This is a genomic window from Acinetobacter sp. KH_038, from assembly GCF_057839405.1.
Map to the genome: position 1 here is coordinate 2,487,348 of NZ_CM174489.1, position 14,382 is coordinate 2,501,729.

At 45.8% G+C, this 14,382-nt stretch carries 17 protein-coding genes; 4 read left to right on the top strand and 13 right to left on the bottom strand.

Annotation, left to right across the window (positions count from 1 at the left end; genetic code table 11):
- Positions 1–38: 38 nt before the first annotated feature.
- The 3 genes from rpsG to AC3IT7_RS11750 form a co-directional block, all read right to left on the bottom strand.
- Positions 39–509, bottom strand: coding sequence for a 30S ribosomal protein S7 (rpsG, locus tag AC3IT7_RS11740; RefSeq protein ID WP_004279240.1), 471 nt, complete (start codon positions 507–509; stop codon positions 39–41).
- A gap of 178 nt (positions 510–687) precedes the next feature.
- On the bottom strand, positions 688–1,062 hold the full coding sequence (gene rpsL / locus AC3IT7_RS11745; protein ID WP_002050319.1) for a 30S ribosomal protein S12: 375 nt from the start codon (positions 1,060–1,062) through the stop codon (positions 688–690).
- Between the two features lie 134 nt (positions 1,063–1,196).
- Positions 1,197–2,723, bottom strand: a complete 1,527-nt coding sequence (locus tag AC3IT7_RS11750) for an EcsC family protein (RefSeq protein WP_489248590.1) — start codon at positions 2,721–2,723, stop codon at positions 1,197–1,199.
- A 275-nt stretch (positions 2,724–2,998) separates the two neighbouring features.
- Between AC3IT7_RS11750 and AC3IT7_RS11755 the strand changes: the two genes are divergently transcribed.
- Positions 2,999–4,228, top strand: a complete 1,230-nt coding sequence (locus AC3IT7_RS11755; protein ID WP_475653374.1) for a beta-ketoacyl synthase N-terminal-like domain-containing protein — start codon at positions 2,999–3,001, stop codon at positions 4,226–4,228.
- Positions 4,229–4,251: 23 nt separating this feature from the next.
- Complete coding sequence (locus tag AC3IT7_RS11760; RefSeq protein WP_489248591.1) at positions 4,252–4,704, top strand: CopD family protein; 453 nt, start codon at positions 4,252–4,254, stop codon at positions 4,702–4,704.
- 56 nt (positions 4,705–4,760) lie between these two features.
- Here the strand turns inward: AC3IT7_RS11760 and AC3IT7_RS11765 are convergent, their stop codons facing one another.
- From AC3IT7_RS11765 to AC3IT7_RS11780, 4 genes are all read right to left on the bottom strand, one after another.
- The gene (locus tag AC3IT7_RS11765; protein WP_489248592.1) at positions 4,761–6,200 is read right to left on the bottom strand and encodes an amino acid permease; all 1,440 of its coding nucleotides are present in this window, start codon (positions 6,198–6,200) and stop codon (positions 4,761–4,763) included.
- Between the two features lie 151 nt (positions 6,201–6,351).
- Complete coding sequence (locus tag AC3IT7_RS11770; RefSeq protein WP_475653371.1) at positions 6,352–6,711, bottom strand: RidA family protein; 360 nt, start codon at positions 6,709–6,711, stop codon at positions 6,352–6,354.
- Positions 6,712–6,758: 47 nt separating this feature from the next.
- Positions 6,759–7,871 carry an alanine racemase gene (gene alr / locus AC3IT7_RS11775; protein ID WP_489248593.1) on the bottom strand — a complete coding sequence of 371 codons (1,113 nt, stop codon included), beginning with the start codon at positions 7,869–7,871 and terminating at the stop codon, positions 6,759–6,761.
- A 23-nt stretch (positions 7,872–7,894) separates the two neighbouring features.
- Complete coding sequence (locus tag AC3IT7_RS11780) at positions 7,895–9,154, bottom strand: D-amino acid dehydrogenase (RefSeq protein WP_475653369.1); 1,260 nt, start codon at positions 9,152–9,154, stop codon at positions 7,895–7,897.
- Positions 9,155–9,292: 138 nt separating this feature from the next.
- On the opposite strand from AC3IT7_RS11780, the gene AC3IT7_RS11785 reads away from it, so the two are divergent.
- Entirely contained in the window at positions 9,293–9,760 is a 468-nt protein-coding gene (locus AC3IT7_RS11785; RefSeq protein ID WP_004646102.1) for an Lrp/AsnC ligand binding domain-containing protein, read from the top strand.
- Positions 9,761–9,842: 82 nt separating this feature from the next.
- On the opposite strand, the gene lysM is transcribed toward AC3IT7_RS11785, so the two are convergent.
- The 6 genes from lysM to AC3IT7_RS11815 form a co-directional block, all read right to left on the bottom strand.
- Positions 9,843–10,340 (bottom strand): peptidoglycan-binding protein LysM, encoded by a 498-nt coding sequence (gene lysM, locus AC3IT7_RS11790; RefSeq protein WP_489248594.1) that lies wholly within the window; start codon positions 10,338–10,340, stop codon positions 9,843–9,845.
- 185 nt (positions 10,341–10,525) lie between these two features.
- The gene (acpP, locus tag AC3IT7_RS11795; protein ID WP_004646101.1) at positions 10,526–10,762 is read right to left on the bottom strand and encodes an acyl carrier protein; all 237 of its coding nucleotides are present in this window, start codon (positions 10,760–10,762) and stop codon (positions 10,526–10,528) included.
- 83 nt (positions 10,763–10,845) lie between these two features.
- Positions 10,846–11,580, bottom strand: coding sequence for a 3-oxoacyl-ACP reductase FabG (gene fabG / locus AC3IT7_RS11800; RefSeq protein ID WP_475653366.1), 735 nt, complete (start codon positions 11,578–11,580; stop codon positions 10,846–10,848).
- Complete coding sequence (gene fabD, locus AC3IT7_RS11805; RefSeq protein ID WP_475653365.1) at positions 11,577–12,563, bottom strand: ACP S-malonyltransferase; 987 nt, start codon at positions 12,561–12,563, stop codon at positions 11,577–11,579. The genes fabG and fabD overlap by 4 nt, the downstream gene beginning before the upstream one ends.
- A gap of 222 nt (positions 12,564–12,785) precedes the next feature.
- The gene (gene rpmF, locus AC3IT7_RS11810) at positions 12,786–12,968 is read right to left on the bottom strand and encodes a 50S ribosomal protein L32 (protein ID WP_004279227.1); all 183 of its coding nucleotides are present in this window, start codon (positions 12,966–12,968) and stop codon (positions 12,786–12,788) included.
- Between the two features lie 77 nt (positions 12,969–13,045).
- The gene (locus AC3IT7_RS11815; protein ID WP_475653364.1) at positions 13,046–13,603 is read right to left on the bottom strand and encodes a YceD family protein; all 558 of its coding nucleotides are present in this window, start codon (positions 13,601–13,603) and stop codon (positions 13,046–13,048) included.
- A gap of 97 nt (positions 13,604–13,700) precedes the next feature.
- Here AC3IT7_RS11815 and AC3IT7_RS11820 point away from each other — a divergent pair, with 97 nt between their 5' ends.
- Complete coding sequence (locus AC3IT7_RS11820) at positions 13,701–14,363, top strand: elongation factor P hydroxylase (RefSeq protein ID WP_489250013.1); 663 nt, start codon at positions 13,701–13,703, stop codon at positions 14,361–14,363.
- The last annotated feature ends 19 nt before the right edge of the window (positions 14,364–14,382 follow it).

A 14,382-nucleotide genomic window follows, 5' to 3' on the forward strand; every position in this document is an offset into this window, starting at 1 on the left:
GTTTTATCACCCTCCTGAATAGGGCCTGTTTTATCTGCTTAGAAACGGTAGTGAGAGAATGCTTTGTTGGCTTCAGCCATACGGTGCACATCTTCACGTTTCTTAACCGCAGCGCCTTTGCCTTCAGATGCATCAAGCAACTCGCCAGCAAGACGTAAAGCCATAGTTTTTTCAGAACGCTTAGCAGCAGCATCTACTAACCAACGCATTGCTAGGGCAGTACGACGGGATGGGCGCACTTCCATAGGAACTTGGTATGTAGCACCACCAACACGGCGTGCTTTTACTTCGACCATAGGACGAACTTTTTCAAGAGTAGTCTCGAAAAATTCAACCGGATCTACTTTAGATTTTTCTTGAACGCGGTCTAAAGCACCGTAAACGATACTTTCAGCAATAGATTTTTTACCATCTTGCATTACGTGGTTCATGAATTTAGCGATTGTTTGGCTGCTGAACTTAGGATCCGGAAGGATTTCACGAGCAGCGACTACGCGACGTCTTGGCATTTTAAACTACCTATAAAGATGACACTTCAGGTTTATCCAGCATTAGCACAAAGTGTCATGTGCATTCGCTGGCCTTACTACACGTCGCTTGAATTTCACAAAATTAAATGCAGAAATCAGACAAGCGAGACGATAAAGGATTGCGGTTCTACGTTCTTAAAATTTAATTCTGAATGAATTATTTCTTAGGACGTTTAGTACCGTATTTAGAACGAGACTGGTTACGATCTTTAACACCAGCACAGTCTAAAGAACCACGAACGGTATGGTAACGTACACCTGGTAAGTCTTTAACACGACCACCACGGATCAGAACAACACTGTGCTCTTGCAGGTTATGGCCTTCACCACCGATGTAGCTAGAAACTTCAAAACCTGAAGTTAAGCGAACACGGCAAACTTTACGCATTGCTGAGTTAGGTTTTTTAGGTGTAGTTGTGTAAACACGTGTACAAACACCACGGCGCTGTGGACAAGCCTTCAACGCAGGAACTTTAGATTTTTCAACTAAAGTCGTACGACCCTTACGGATCAACTGATTTGTTGTTGCCATTTGGCAATTCTCCCGTTAATAAAAAGCCCCAAAAACATACTGCTTTTTGAGGGCATGCAATTGTAATTCAAGATGCTAAATTGGTCAACCTGCTCAAGCCGAGCAGAGACCAATTGTCGCAACATCCTATGCTTTTATTTTTCTTCAGAATTCGACTGTTTTTTCGAATTTTTAGCGGATTTTTTTGTAACATCTTGGGTATCCGGGGAAGCCTCTGCATTTTCAGACCCAGACTCTGGATTTGACTGCTGCTGTGTAGCCTGCTCTGAAGTTGCTGCAGCAGCATCTACTTCAACCGCGTTATCTGGATGCAGTTCTGCTTCAATTTGCGGATCAAATGAAGTTTCAGTTAAAGCCGGCTGCTGTGACTGCTTCTCTGCAACAGGTTCAACCAGTTCTTCACTCAGTGCATTCAGGCCTTCGCTTACCTTTTCATCTTTCTTCACTTCAACTTCTTCAGAACTCAGATCAGTTTGGTCCTTTTTAACCAGCTTGACCTGGGTAATCGTGTCATTCCCTTCAATTGCAATTTCTTTGTCTAAAATTGGCTCGTCTTTTGGTGTTTCGATGGTCTGGGCTGAACTGTCCAATAATTTAGGTGCAGCCTGTTGCAGTAAATTTATAGCTTTTTCATAGGCAGCATACGGAGACAATTGCGAATCTTGATGCTGGATTAGATATTGTCGGGCATGTGAGAAGGCTTCCTGAGCTTTTTGATTAACATCATCGACAAAACGATGACTGTATACTGCACCAATACCGGCACTTGCCAATGGCGTCAGCTTGGTCAAATGTTCAAGAACAGAGACTTTTGGCAGACGCTGCATCCATTCCCATTTTGCCTCTCCCTCATGACTGCTTAACCATTGCTTCAGGGCAGACACGTCATTGTCCGAGCCCAACATGGCCTGCAACTGGGTAATATCATGGGTTTTAATGGTATTGCTTAAGGCCTTTAAACCCAACAACAAAGTCTGTTTCTCTGCTATCAGGCCCAGATCAATCTGTCTAAAGATATGCTGTACGATTTCCTGATCATCTTCTTTACTCAGGTCAAAACCATAAGAACGGCCGACCTGATAAATGGTACGTAGCGCCATTAACAAAGAAGCCGGAATATCAATCGCTGTACCGAGCACCCCTGAAGCACCACTGACTGCACCCTGTACTGTTGCGATCCATTTGTTTTGCTCGCCAAAAGCCTGAGAAATACGCTTAGAACGATCGACATCCTGAGTCAGCTCCTCAAGGTCTTTCGCTCCTGCCTCATCCAGAATGGCGTCGACCGAGCTGGTCTGGTTACTGAACTGGTTCAGGCGGTCATAAAAATAGTCGGATACTTTCTCTGTCAGTTCCGGAGAAACAAAATGCGCCACGTTATTGACGGTATTAAAACGGCGTCCCAGAAGCTGGCGAGATACATTTGGCAGGTGCTCACGAAGCATTTGCTGCGGATTATCATATTTTTTGGCTGAAAAAGTGCTTTTGGTCTTCGCCGAACCTTCGATCGCCTGATCAGAACCTGACGGCTTGAGAACTTTCGTCACCGAGTCTGGTGCAACATGATTCAATAAATCCAATCCGGTTGAACTGAACTTTTTCGCCACTCCAAAGGCATTCGAAATCAGACCATTAGATTGTTTATTATTAGCATTTACCATTTTTTACCTCAGCATTCAGGTGCTTGTATTTGGTATAAATACTAGGTGTAGTCAGCATTTATCTCAACTTTATTCTGTTTCATTTAGTAAAACCCCTACATGCCGACTCACAAACTCAACCGACTGTCACACGGCATAACATTTGCCATAAGATTTCAAAAGTCTTTCTGCTATCATGTTCCCCATCATGAAATAAGGCCAGAGGCCGGATTTGGCAATTTTATATGGCCCAATTTCTGCCGCTGAGCGTAGAGCTAAACTATAAGGATCTGTAGATGAAACGTGTTGTCATCACTGGCATGGGTATTAACTCGTGCATTGGTAATACATTAGAGGATGTGAATCATTCTTTACAAAACGGGATTTCAGGAACACGTTTTAATCCGACTTATGCTGAACTCAATTTCAAAAGTCATGTGAGTGCTGCGGCCGAACAGGATTTCGATGCTATTGACCGTAAACTCAAACGCTTTATGGGCGTATGCGCAATGTATGCCTACAACTCGGCGCTTGCTGCAGTTGAACATGCCGGTTTAAAACAAGAAGATCTGGCAGGTAATCCACGTTATGGTATTGCTGGTGGTTCAGGTGGTGGTTCGACTGCTTCAGTCATCGAAATGAAAGAACTTTTAGACACTAAAGGTGCACGTAAAGTCGGTCCTTTCTTTGTACCTCGTAACATGACCAACACGATTACCGCCAACGTTGGTGTTGCCTTCAAATTACAAGGCGTAGCACATACCATTACCAGCGCATGTGCAACTTCTGCTGATGCCATTGGTTATGCTTACAACCTGATTCAGCTTGGCAAACAGGACCTGATGCTGGCCGGCGGCGGTGAAGAAGATCACTGGTCACAAAGCCTGCTGTTTGATGCCATGGGCGCACTGTGCTCTAAATACAATGACACGCCTGAAACTGCATCTCGCCCTTACTCTGCTGACCGTGACGGTTTTGTGATTGCCGGTGGTGGCGGTTTCGTAGTGCTTGAATCCCTTGAACATGCACAAGCACGTGGCGCAAACATCTTGGCTGAAGTGGTTGGCTATGCAGCCAACTCTGATGGCGCAGATATGGTTGCTCCATCGGGTGAAGGTGCAACACGCTGTATCCTGATGGCACTTGAAGAAGCCAAACAGCATGGTGTTGAATCGATTGATTATGTGAATACTCACGGTACATCTACACCTGCTGGTGACGTGACCGAGTTGAAAGCCATGGAACGTGCGTTTGGTGAAGGTAAAGTCCCTGCACTGAGCTCTACCAAGTCTATGACTGGTCACAGCCTTGGTGCTGCTGGTGTTCAGGAAGCCATTTACTCGATCCTGATGATGCAAAATGACTTTATTGCTCCAAACATCAACGTGACCGAGCTGGATGAAGGCGCAAAACCATTTGATATCGTGCTTGAAAAACGTGATGCAAAATTGAATACTGTGATGAGTAACAGTTTCGGTTTCGGCGGCGTAAATGCTTGTCTCATCTTCAAAAAATGGGAAGGCTAAGCTGCCCATTTTAGGGTGACTTGATGGATGCTCCTTCTGATGCTTTCCTTTGGGTAAAAGCATTACATATTATTGCTGTGGTGTGCTGGTTCGCTGCATTGTTCTACCTGCCACGGCTGTATGTTTACCATGCAATGAGTGAAGATGCGGTGAGCCATACGCGTTTTCAGGTGATGGAACGCAAGCTGTATCGCGGCATCATGTGGCCGGCCATGCTGGCCACGCTTATCACGGCGCACTTTCTGGTCGATTGGGGTGATGCAACGCGTCACTATCATGAAGCTTTATGGTTTTACCTGAAAGTGGGTCTGGTGGGATTACTGGTGATTTATCATCTGGTATGTGGTTATTACCGCAAGAAACTGATAGAAAATGCGCATTACAAGTCACACAAGTTCTGGCGTTATTTCAATGAAATGCCAACCTTGATCTTATTTGCTGTGGTGATTCTGGTTGTGGTTAAACCGACCTTCTAATCCATACAGCAATAATAAAAAATCCCCGATTCGTCGGGGATTTTTTTTGAGCTATTTTACCGGCTTTCTAGTGCAGCTTTCTTGGCTGCAGCGACACGCGGTCGATACAGGACATAATAAGTCACTGCCAGAATAATTAACCATAATGGGCTGATTTTTAATGCATTAAACGTATCTTGTTCCAGACTTAAAATAACCAGCGCAAAAGCCAGGAAGGTCAGTACGAGATAACTCATCCATACACCACCCGGCATTTTGAAGGTAGAGTTGGCATGCTGTTCAGGACGTAGTTTACGGTAGCGTAAATAACACACCATAATCAAACCCCAAATACTAATAAACAGAATCACACACAGCGACGTCGCCAAAGTGAAAGCTTCCAGGGTATTTGGCACAAAGTACTGCAAAGCCGCACCGGCCATAATAAAGGCACATGAAAACATTAAACCCTTGGCTGGCACAGAACGTTTTGATAGATGTGCCAAGGCAGCCGGTGCCTGCTGACCACGTGCCAAACCAAAGAGCATACGACTGGTAGAGAATACACCACTATTCATGGAAGACATCACGGATGACAAGACCACCAGATTCATGATGATCGCCGCTGCGCCAATACCGGCATGCATAAACAAGCTGACAAAAGGACTTTGATCTGCAGGAATTTTATCCCACGGTGTTACCGACATCACTACAAACAATGACAATACATAGAACAGGATAATCCGTGTTGGAATTGCATTGACTGCTTTGGGTAAATTTTTCTCCGGATCTTTAGTTTCAGCAGCCATCGTCCCGAGCAACTCTACCCCGACAAAGGCGAATAAGGCGATCTGGAAACCTGCAAGGAAGCCATCAACCCCTTTGGGGAACATACCTCCTGACCAGACATGGCTAAAGCTTGCCGTGCTGCCATCAGGTGCCTGAAACTGGTTCAATACCATGAAACCACCAATCAAGATCAGGCCCAGAATGGCTAAAATCTTAATCAGGGCAAACCAGAATTCAATTTCACCAAACAGTTTGACCGTCAGCAAGTTCAAACCCAGAACCAGCAATACACAGCCGACACTGATCATAGCCTGTCCGATTGGGGTAAAAGCCATGCCTTCGGGTAACCAGAAACTCAGATAATTAATGATCGCTGCTAGATCGGCAATTCCGACCAGAACCCAACCGAGCCAATAGGACCAGCCAATATAATATGCTGCGCCTGGGCCAATCAGGTCACGTGCCATATCAATAAATGATTTGTAGTGCAAATTAGCCAATAATATTTCACCCAATGCACGCATCAGGAAGAAAAACATAAAGCCAGTAATCATGTAAATAAATAAGATCGAAGGCCCGGCCAAAGAGATGGTTTTACCCGATCCCATAAATAAACCGGTGCCAATTGCACCACCAATGGCAATCAGCTGCAGGTGGCGATTGGACAGTTTGCGTTGTAGCTCATGTTGCGACGGCGCTGCGTCATCTTTAGAGGATGTGGTATTCATCTTTAGTTCCTTTTTTGCATCAGCCCCTTGCCCATCTGATCGGATTCCTTCCTGAAATCCTGATTGCAGATGTAGTGCCATTTAAAAAGCTAAATGACCGGAGCTGATGTCCTTACAAAATTAAGTTGGGAGATATAAAAATTAGGGCAACTTAAGGCTGTGCTGCAATCACTGCAATTTCAATTAGCCAGTCTGGATTGACCAGATCGGCCTGAATGGTGGCACGCGCCGGAGTTCCCTGTCCTTGTAACCAGTCAATCCAGAGCTGGTTCACGCTTTGAAAATCTTCCAGATTCTTGACGAACAGTTGTGCTGACAGCAGACGGCTTTTGTCTGTACCTGCCAGCTTGAGCAGCTGCTCAATTTTCATCAGCACTTCACGGGTTTGACCGTCGATGTCCTGACTGCTGCTATCCGGCACCTGCCCTGACAAATACACGGTCTGGTTGTGAATAGTGACAGCGCTCATGACCTGATTGCTGTTGATACGCTGAATATCGGTATGTTCCATTCTTCTCTGTCCTCTTTATTGCTTCTGTTTTTGCTAAATATTGAGTTTTAATTTTCGACCCGCACCGCTACACGTGCAGTAATGGCACACATTAATTCATAGCCAACAGTGCCTGAACCAGCAGCGACCTCATCAATTGACAAAACCTCACCCTTGGAGGATTTACCCCAGAGCACCACTTCACTCCCCACAGTCGCTTGAGGAATAGTCGTCAGATCGACAGTGAGCATATCCATACTGACCCGGCCAAGAACCTGGGTTCGTACCGAATCCACCAGAACCGGGGTACCTGTGGCTGAAATCCGCTGATAGCCATCTGCATAGCCACAAGCCACCACACCAATACGCATGGCGCACTCCGCAACAAAATTGGAGCCATACCCGACACTTTCACCGGCCTGAATATCCTGAATGGCAATAATTTCACTACGCAGGCTCATGCCGGGCTGTAGATTCCAGTCATGAATGCTATGGGCGGGATAGTCAGGCGAGCTGCCATACAGCATGATGCCACTACGTACAATATCGGATTGAAGCTGCTGAGAATGGCGCAGGATGGCTGCGCTATTACTGACAGAGGTTTTCCCGGCTAAGGGCTTAGTGATTTGCGTGAAAACTGAATATTGATAGTCAATGCCGTTCTGGCCAAAGCGCTGTCCATCGGCATCGGAAAAGTGCGTCATATGGATAATTGAACGCACATTGTCCAGTGCCTGAACCTGCTTAAAAATATCTGTATATTGGTGCGCCTGAAAACCCAGACGGTTCATACCGCTGTTGAGTTTTAAATACACCTCAAATTTTACATCCGGACGGGTCTGCTGAAACTGCTTTAACCATTCTATTTGATGGGGGCTATGCAGGCTGAAACTTAGATTTAAGTCTGCACAGAGTTGCAAATCTTCAGCAGCAAAAACCCCTTCGAGCAGTAAAATTTTGCCCTGCCAGCCGAGCGCACGCAGACGCTGCGCTTCAGCCAGATCCAGCAAGGCAAAACCGTCTGCAGACTGAAATGCCGGATAGACCTGCTCAATACCGTGACCATAGGCATTGGCCTTTACTACAGTATAGACCTCGGCATTTGGCGCTGCGGCTTTGGCAATATCAAGATTATGCTGCAGTGCTTGCAGATGCACTACAGCTTGAATTGGACGTGGCATAGATTCTTCCTTGAAACAGCACTTCAGGCCGCGTGTGAATAACGTCCGAGTGAAAGTCCTTCGGTACTGATGTCGGTTTTATGATTCAGCACCATGTCACTGATCAACTTGCCCGAACCACAGGCCATGGTCCAACCCAGGGTGCCATGTCCGGTATTCAGAAACAGGTTTTTAAAACGCGTTGCGCCAATAATCGGGGTACTGTCTGGGGTCATTGGGCGTAACCCGGTCCAGAAACTCGCTTCTGCCAGATTCCCACCCGGGAACAATTCCTGAGTGACCATTTCCAACGTGGCACGGCGATTGTCTTTTAAATTATGGTTAAAGCCACTTAGCTCAGCCATACCGCCGACACGAATGCGCTGGTCGAATCTGGTGATGGCAATTTTATAGGTTTCATCCAGTACTGTAGATTGCGGAGCAAAGTTGGCATCAACAATCGGAATAGTCAGTGAATAGCCTTTGACTGGATAAACCGGCAAATCCAGATCCAAGGGCTTTAAGAAATCACGCGAATAGCTACCAAATGCCAATACATATTTATCGGCAGTCAGCAGCTCACCATTCACCACCACGCCTTTAATCTCATCGCCCTCAATTACCAGACGTTCAACATTTTGATTAAACTTGAACTGTACGCCCAACTCTCTGGCCACATTGGCCAAGGCATTGGTAAATAAATAACAGTCACCTGTTTCATCATTGGGTAAATGTAAACCGCCGACCAGTTTATCCTGGGCATGTGCCAAGGCTGGCTCTACTTTGGCCAGATCAGCACCCAACAACAATTCATGTGCTACGCCACACTCCTGCAAGACCGCAATATCACGTTGCACCATTTCTAACTGGGCTTCGTTACGGAATACCTGTAATGTACCTTTAGAACGATGCTCATAGCTGATACCGGTTTCTTTACGCAATTCGCGCAAACAGTCACGGCTATATTCAGCCACACGGGTCATACGCTCTTTATTAATGGCATAGCTGGCAGGATTACAGTTTTTCAGCATTTGTGCCATCCAGTTCAACTGCCACATACTGCCATCCAGATTGATGGCCAATGGTGCGTGATGCTGGAACATCCATTTCACTGCTTTAAACGGAATGCCTGGTGCTGCCCATGGCGTTGAATAACCCGGAGAAATCTGTCCGGCATTGCCAAAACTGGTTTCTTCAGCCGGCCCGGTCTGACGGTCAAGTACGGTAACCTCTGCACCTTGTTGTGCCAGATAATAGGCACTCGCCACACCGATTACACCACTACCTAAGACTAAAACGTGCATCGCACTACCCTCAAAATTTTTCTAGTTGATTTAACTAGTATATTTTTGCTTTAACAGTTAAATTCACCATATTCAGGCTCTATATTCAGTGAAATAATCATTTTTTCGGGCAGAATTAAAAAAAAGAGGAAAATATTGATGCGTAAATTAGACCGCATTGATCGCATGATTTTAGACATCCTGCAACGTGATGGCCGGATTGCCATCAGCGAACTGGCAGCGCGTGTGAATTTATCAACCACCCCCTGTTCAGAACGGGTAAAACGCCTGGAACGTGAAGGCATTATCATGGGGTACTACGCACGTTTAAATCCGGAAATGCTGGAGCGTAATTTACTGGTCTTTCTGGAGATCAAGCTTTCTGCCAAATCGGGCGATGTATTTGATCAGGTGGCGCGCAATCTGACCGAAATCCCGGAAGTACTGGAATGTCATTTAATCTCTGGTGACTTTGATTATCTGGTCAAGGCACGTCTCAAAGAGATGAGTGCCTACCGCCGCCTGTTAGGAGATTTACTGAAAAAACTGCCCGCCTCTGCTTCCTCGCACAGTTATGTAGTGATGGAAGAAGTGAAAGAAAGTTTATATCTGGATCTGGGTATTTGATGACCCGCTTTAAAAGCATCTACAACAAAAAAGCCCCGGTTGGGGCTTTATAATAAAACTTATACGCTTGTGCTACTCGCTCTTAGGCAGGAATACGCAATACCTGCCCCGGGAAAATATCATCCGCATTTTTCAGTAACGGACGATTGGCTTCGAAAATCTTATTGTACTGATTGGCATCGCCATAAAATTCTTTCGAGATTTTTGACAGGCTGTCACCTGATTTAACCGTATAGAATTTGCTTTCCGGTTCAGGGCTATTCACAGTCAGCTGGTCATCTACTTTGGCCACATGATCAATATTTCCGACCGCCAGAATAATTTTTTCACGATCGGCCTGACTTTGTACCTGACCTCTGACAGTGGCCAGATCCGAAGTCGAGTTATAGCTGATCGATAAACCGCTAATTGGTAAACCCAGACTTTTTACATGGCCAAGCAGTTTATTTGCTACTTCTTGGGCAGAAGGCTCTGCGGGCTGTGCTGCTGCGGCCGGGGTAGTATTGGCCGGTGCGGCCTGCGGCTCTGCGGCAGCTGTATTTTTTTTACCGATACCTTTTACAAAATCAAAAAGACCCATCTTCAATTCCCTTGTTATTGTTAACTCATATCACTCTTATTTTTATAATGAAAATAGCCGGGAGATAGTTAGTCATTGGTGACAGAAAGGTAATCAATTGTAAAACCCTTTCATATAAAAATTGCAGGCACAAAAAAACCACCTTAACGGTGGTCTTTTATGCTCAGCAAAGCTGAAATCGGCGATTAACCAAGTTTCTTAGAAACATAGTCAATTGCAGATTGAACAGTTGTGATTTCGTTAGAATCTTCATCAGGAATAGTGATGTCGAAGTCATTTTCGAAAGACATAACAAGTTCAACTAGATCTAGAGAATCTGCACCCAAGTCATCCATGAAAGATGCTTCGTTTTTGATCTCTTCGATTTTGATACCAAGTTGTTCTGCAACTGCTTGCTTAACACGTTGTTCGATATCGCTCACAGGAATTCTCCTCATTGCTTGTGGCGTTTTTAATGCCGTTAGTTTAATTGAATCTAAAAAATTTGGAAAGTTTATACTTGAGCTTAGCTCATGTATAAGCCCCCATTTACATGCATAACTGTACCAGTAATGTAACTAGCTTTGTCTGAAGCCAAGAAACTTACAGCATTTGCGATATCTTGCGGATCACCTAGACGGTTTAACGCCACTTGCTCAGTCATTTTTTTACGAATTTCTTCGCTTAGCTGTTCAGTCATTTCAGTCGCAATAAAGCCCGGAGCTACCGAGTTCACAGTAATCTGACGACTGCCCATCTCTTTGGCAAGGCTACGGCTAAATGCCTCGATCCCTGCTTTTGCAGCAGAATAGTTGGCCTGACCCGGGTTGGCAAAGTGTGCCACCACAGAACTGATATTAATGATGCGGCCGAAACGCGCCTTGGTCATGCCTTTTAGCACACGCTTAGACAAGCGATATACCGCTTTCAGGTGAATATTTAAAATATCATCCCAGTCATCTTCAGACATGCGCAGTAGCAGGTTGTCTTTGGTAATACCGGCATTATTGACCAATGCCAGCACTGGACCATAGTTCTGTTCGATATCCGTTACCAGCGCATCAATTGCAGCACCATCACGTACATCCAACACTTTGCCCGCACCATTTTCAGCAAACTGTGCCGCTAATTTTTCAGCGCCTGATTCAGAAGTCGCCGTACCAACGACAAAATAACCATCCTGAATCAACTGTTGCGCGATCGCAGCACCAATACCACGACTTGCACCTGTTACCAAGGCAACTTTACGTTCCTGTGTCATGCAATTTTCCCTTCTGCCGTCAAGACGGTGTTCAACGCATCTTCCAGACGAGACTTGCTGTCCAGTGGAAGTGCTTTTTCAATATTCGGTAGACGTTTCGCCAAGTTGCTCAATACATTACCCGGACCACATTCAACGATGTACTCAATACCTTCATCTTGCAGGAATTGCAGCGTTTTGGTCCATTGTACCGATTGATATAACTGCGCGGTGAGAGCCTGACGCAATGCAGGGACATCCGCCGCAGCTTCAGCGCCTACATTTTGTAATACAGGAATGCGTGGCAGCTCAATGGCGGTTTGTTCCAATGCAGGTGCAAACTGTTCTGCCGCAGGTTTCATCAGTGAACAGTGCGATGGAACCGATACCGGCAGTGCAATCGCTTTGGCGCTATTTTCTTTGGCCAGTGCCATGACTGCTTCAACGCGATCTTTATTGCCTGCAACCACAACCTGACCTTGCGCATTGTAGTTGGCTGCTTCAACCGAACCTTCGCCAGCAGCAGTTGCCTGTGCACACAGCTCAATCACTTTGGCATCATCCAGACCCAAAATGGCAGCCATTGCACCAACACCCTGAGGTACAGCCGTCTGCATCAGCTTACCGCGCAGGTTCACCAGCTTGACCGCATCAGCCAGGCTTAAAGCACCCGACGCCACCAATGCACTGTATTCACCCAGTGAATGGCCTGCCAGATATTTCGGTGCCACACCGCCAGATTCCAGCCACACGCGCCATAAGGCAATACTTGCAGTCAGCAAGACCGGCTGGGTAAATTCAGTTTGATCCAGACCTTCGCCCGTTTGCGCAATCTGCCACAGATCGAAGCCTACCGCTTCAGAGGCTTCTGCGAATGTTTCGCGAATACCAGGAAACTGTTCTGCAAGTTCAGCCAGCATACCGGCTTTTTGTGAGCCTTGGCCCGGAAATACAAATGCGGTTTTGCTCGCTTGTGCTGCTTGTTCGAGTTGTGTAGCAGACATAATAAAATCCTTTCATTCAAGAGGTATCATCTTCAGTTGTCGCAAGAAGACTGGCCAATAAAGCCACCTAAATCATTGTGGAGCGCAATTTAGCATGTAATTTTGCTGGCGGTAATTGCCAAATACAACAAAAAACCGATCCCCCTAAAAATCCAAGACAAAAAAAAGGGAGCTAAGTGCTCCCATTTTTTCTACTAAGCTTGACGCTTAATACATCATCAATTATTCAGCAGATGCTTTAGCGAATAATTGACGACCACGGTAGATACCATCTTTAGATACGTGGTGACGACGGTGAGTCTCGCCAGTAGCTTGGTCTACAGTTAATGCATTCTCGGTTAAAGCGTCATGTGAACGGCGCATGTCACGGCGAGAGCGACTTTTACGGTTTTGCTGAACGGCCATGATGGCTCCTTACAAAGATCGAAAAAATGGATCAGAACAAATTCGATTGTCTTATACACAAGAGTATAACACAAAAATTAGTTAAGTTTACCCTTCAGAGCAGCCAAAACTTCAAACGGGTTATCCCGTTTTTCTTCAGCCACTTCTTCTACGGCAGGTTGATGCTTATGTTCACAAAACTCATGTTTCGGCGACAAAGGCATCAACAATAACAGTTCATCTTCTATCAGCGCGAGCAAATCAGCGGTCGCCGGTGCATCATAATCACCTTTGGTCGTTGCTTCACTTTCACCTAGGACGATGAAATCAGCATCCTCATCCAAGCGCTCTATCAGTGACTCATCATCCACAAGAGCCAAATGGAACGATGAAACCAGCTCAATTTCCACAGGTTCCAGACAACGCTGGCATTCCATAGGAACTTTTGTTTCAACGTGACCATCTAGCCATGCAATACGATGATAGGCATCCATTGATAGCTTACAGTCTATGTTAATCAATTGATCATCAATTGATCCAACAGCTTCACGAGCGATACGAACAAAGCGGGATAAAGGCAGTTGACCTGACCATTTAAAGCCCTGTTCAGCCCATTTAAACGGCTCAATCTGTGCCGGAAAGGTATTTGCTGACATAATTAAGGCGGCAATTCTACAAATTCATCAGTACTCTGTCAAAGATTAAGATACAATTTTGTACTTATTTCGACAGACCATTTGGGTAACTCAAGTCATGCATCTGTTGCAGCCGCAAACAGAAGTGAATATTTCATCACTCGTTAGCACAATTCCAAGCTTTGATTCTGACAGTTCAACACAACAAGTGCAACTCTCGCCATGGGCAAATCTATCGTCAGAAGCGCAGCAGGTTGACTGGCTCATCTTACACTTTAATCACTGGTTTTCCCATCTAAATGTCATCCTGGTCCGCGGTGATTTTGAACCCGAATATTTTCCTGCCGATGCAGACAGCCCTGCCCGGATCCAGTTTGCCCATGGATTCTTTAATAGTGCCTTGCATGAAATCAGTCATTGGAGCATAGCCGGAGAGAAACGCCGCTTGCTGCCTGATCTGGGCTACTGGTATGCGCCTGACGGCCGTACAGCCGAGCAACAGGCCCTGTTTGAACAGGTCGAAATCAAGCCGCAAGCAATCGAATGGCTGTTTGCCCAGGCCTTTGGACGCAAATTCCGGGTGTCGTTAGACAACCTGACCGGTGACGGTGGTGATGGCACCCGCTTTAAAGATCATGTGCATGCCCAGGTGCAGGCTTATTTTAACGGCACAGCCAAACTGCCACGTGACGCACAGCGCCTGATTCAATCTATCTGTGCCTGTACGCGAGCTGGCAAAAGTTTACAATCTGATGAATTTCTACGTGAAATGCTTGATTAAATTACACAAATCTATCTTT

Coding starts and splice junctions, on each gene's coding strand:
- rpsG (WP_004279240.1), bottom strand. CDS start 509: ATGCCAAGACGTCGCGTAGTCGCTGCTCGTGAAATCCTTCCGGATCCT.
- rpsL (WP_002050319.1), bottom strand. CDS start 1,062: ATGGCAACAACAAATCAGTTGATCCGTAAGGGTCGTACGACTTTAGTT.
- AC3IT7_RS11750 (WP_489248590.1), bottom strand. CDS start 2,723: ATGGTAAATGCTAATAATAAACAATCTAATGGTCTGATTTCGAATGCC.
- AC3IT7_RS11755 (WP_475653374.1), top strand. CDS start 2,999: ATGAAACGTGTTGTCATCACTGGCATGGGTATTAACTCGTGCATTGGT.
- AC3IT7_RS11760 (WP_489248591.1), top strand. CDS start 4,252: ATGGATGCTCCTTCTGATGCTTTCCTTTGGGTAAAAGCATTACATATT.
- AC3IT7_RS11765 (WP_489248592.1), bottom strand. CDS start 6,200: ATGAATACCACATCCTCTAAAGATGACGCAGCGCCGTCGCAACATGAG.
- AC3IT7_RS11770 (WP_475653371.1), bottom strand. CDS start 6,711: ATGGAACATACCGATATTCAGCGTATCAACAGCAATCAGGTCATGAGC.
- alr (WP_489248593.1), bottom strand. CDS start 7,871: ATGCCACGTCCAATTCAAGCTGTAGTGCATCTGCAAGCACTGCAGCAT.
- AC3IT7_RS11780 (WP_475653369.1), bottom strand. CDS start 9,154: ATGCACGTTTTAGTCTTAGGTAGTGGTGTAATCGGTGTGGCGAGTGCC.
- AC3IT7_RS11785 (WP_004646102.1), top strand. CDS start 9,293: ATGCGTAAATTAGACCGCATTGATCGCATGATTTTAGACATCCTGCAA.
- lysM (WP_489248594.1), bottom strand. CDS start 10,340: ATGGGTCTTTTTGATTTTGTAAAAGGTATCGGTAAAAAAAATACAGCT.
- fabG (WP_475653366.1), bottom strand. CDS start 11,580: ATGACACAGGAACGTAAAGTTGCCTTGGTAACAGGTGCAAGTCGTGGT.
- fabD (WP_475653365.1), bottom strand. CDS start 12,563: ATGTCTGCTACACAACTCGAACAAGCAGCACAAGCGAGCAAAACCGCA.
- rpmF (WP_004279227.1), bottom strand. CDS start 12,968: ATGGCCGTTCAGCAAAACCGTAAAAGTCGCTCTCGCCGTGACATGCGC.
- AC3IT7_RS11815 (WP_475653364.1), bottom strand. CDS start 13,603: ATGTCAGCAAATACCTTTCCGGCACAGATTGAGCCGTTTAAATGGGCT.
- AC3IT7_RS11820 (WP_489250013.1), top strand. CDS start 13,701: ATGCATCTGTTGCAGCCGCAAACAGAAGTGAATATTTCATCACTCGTT.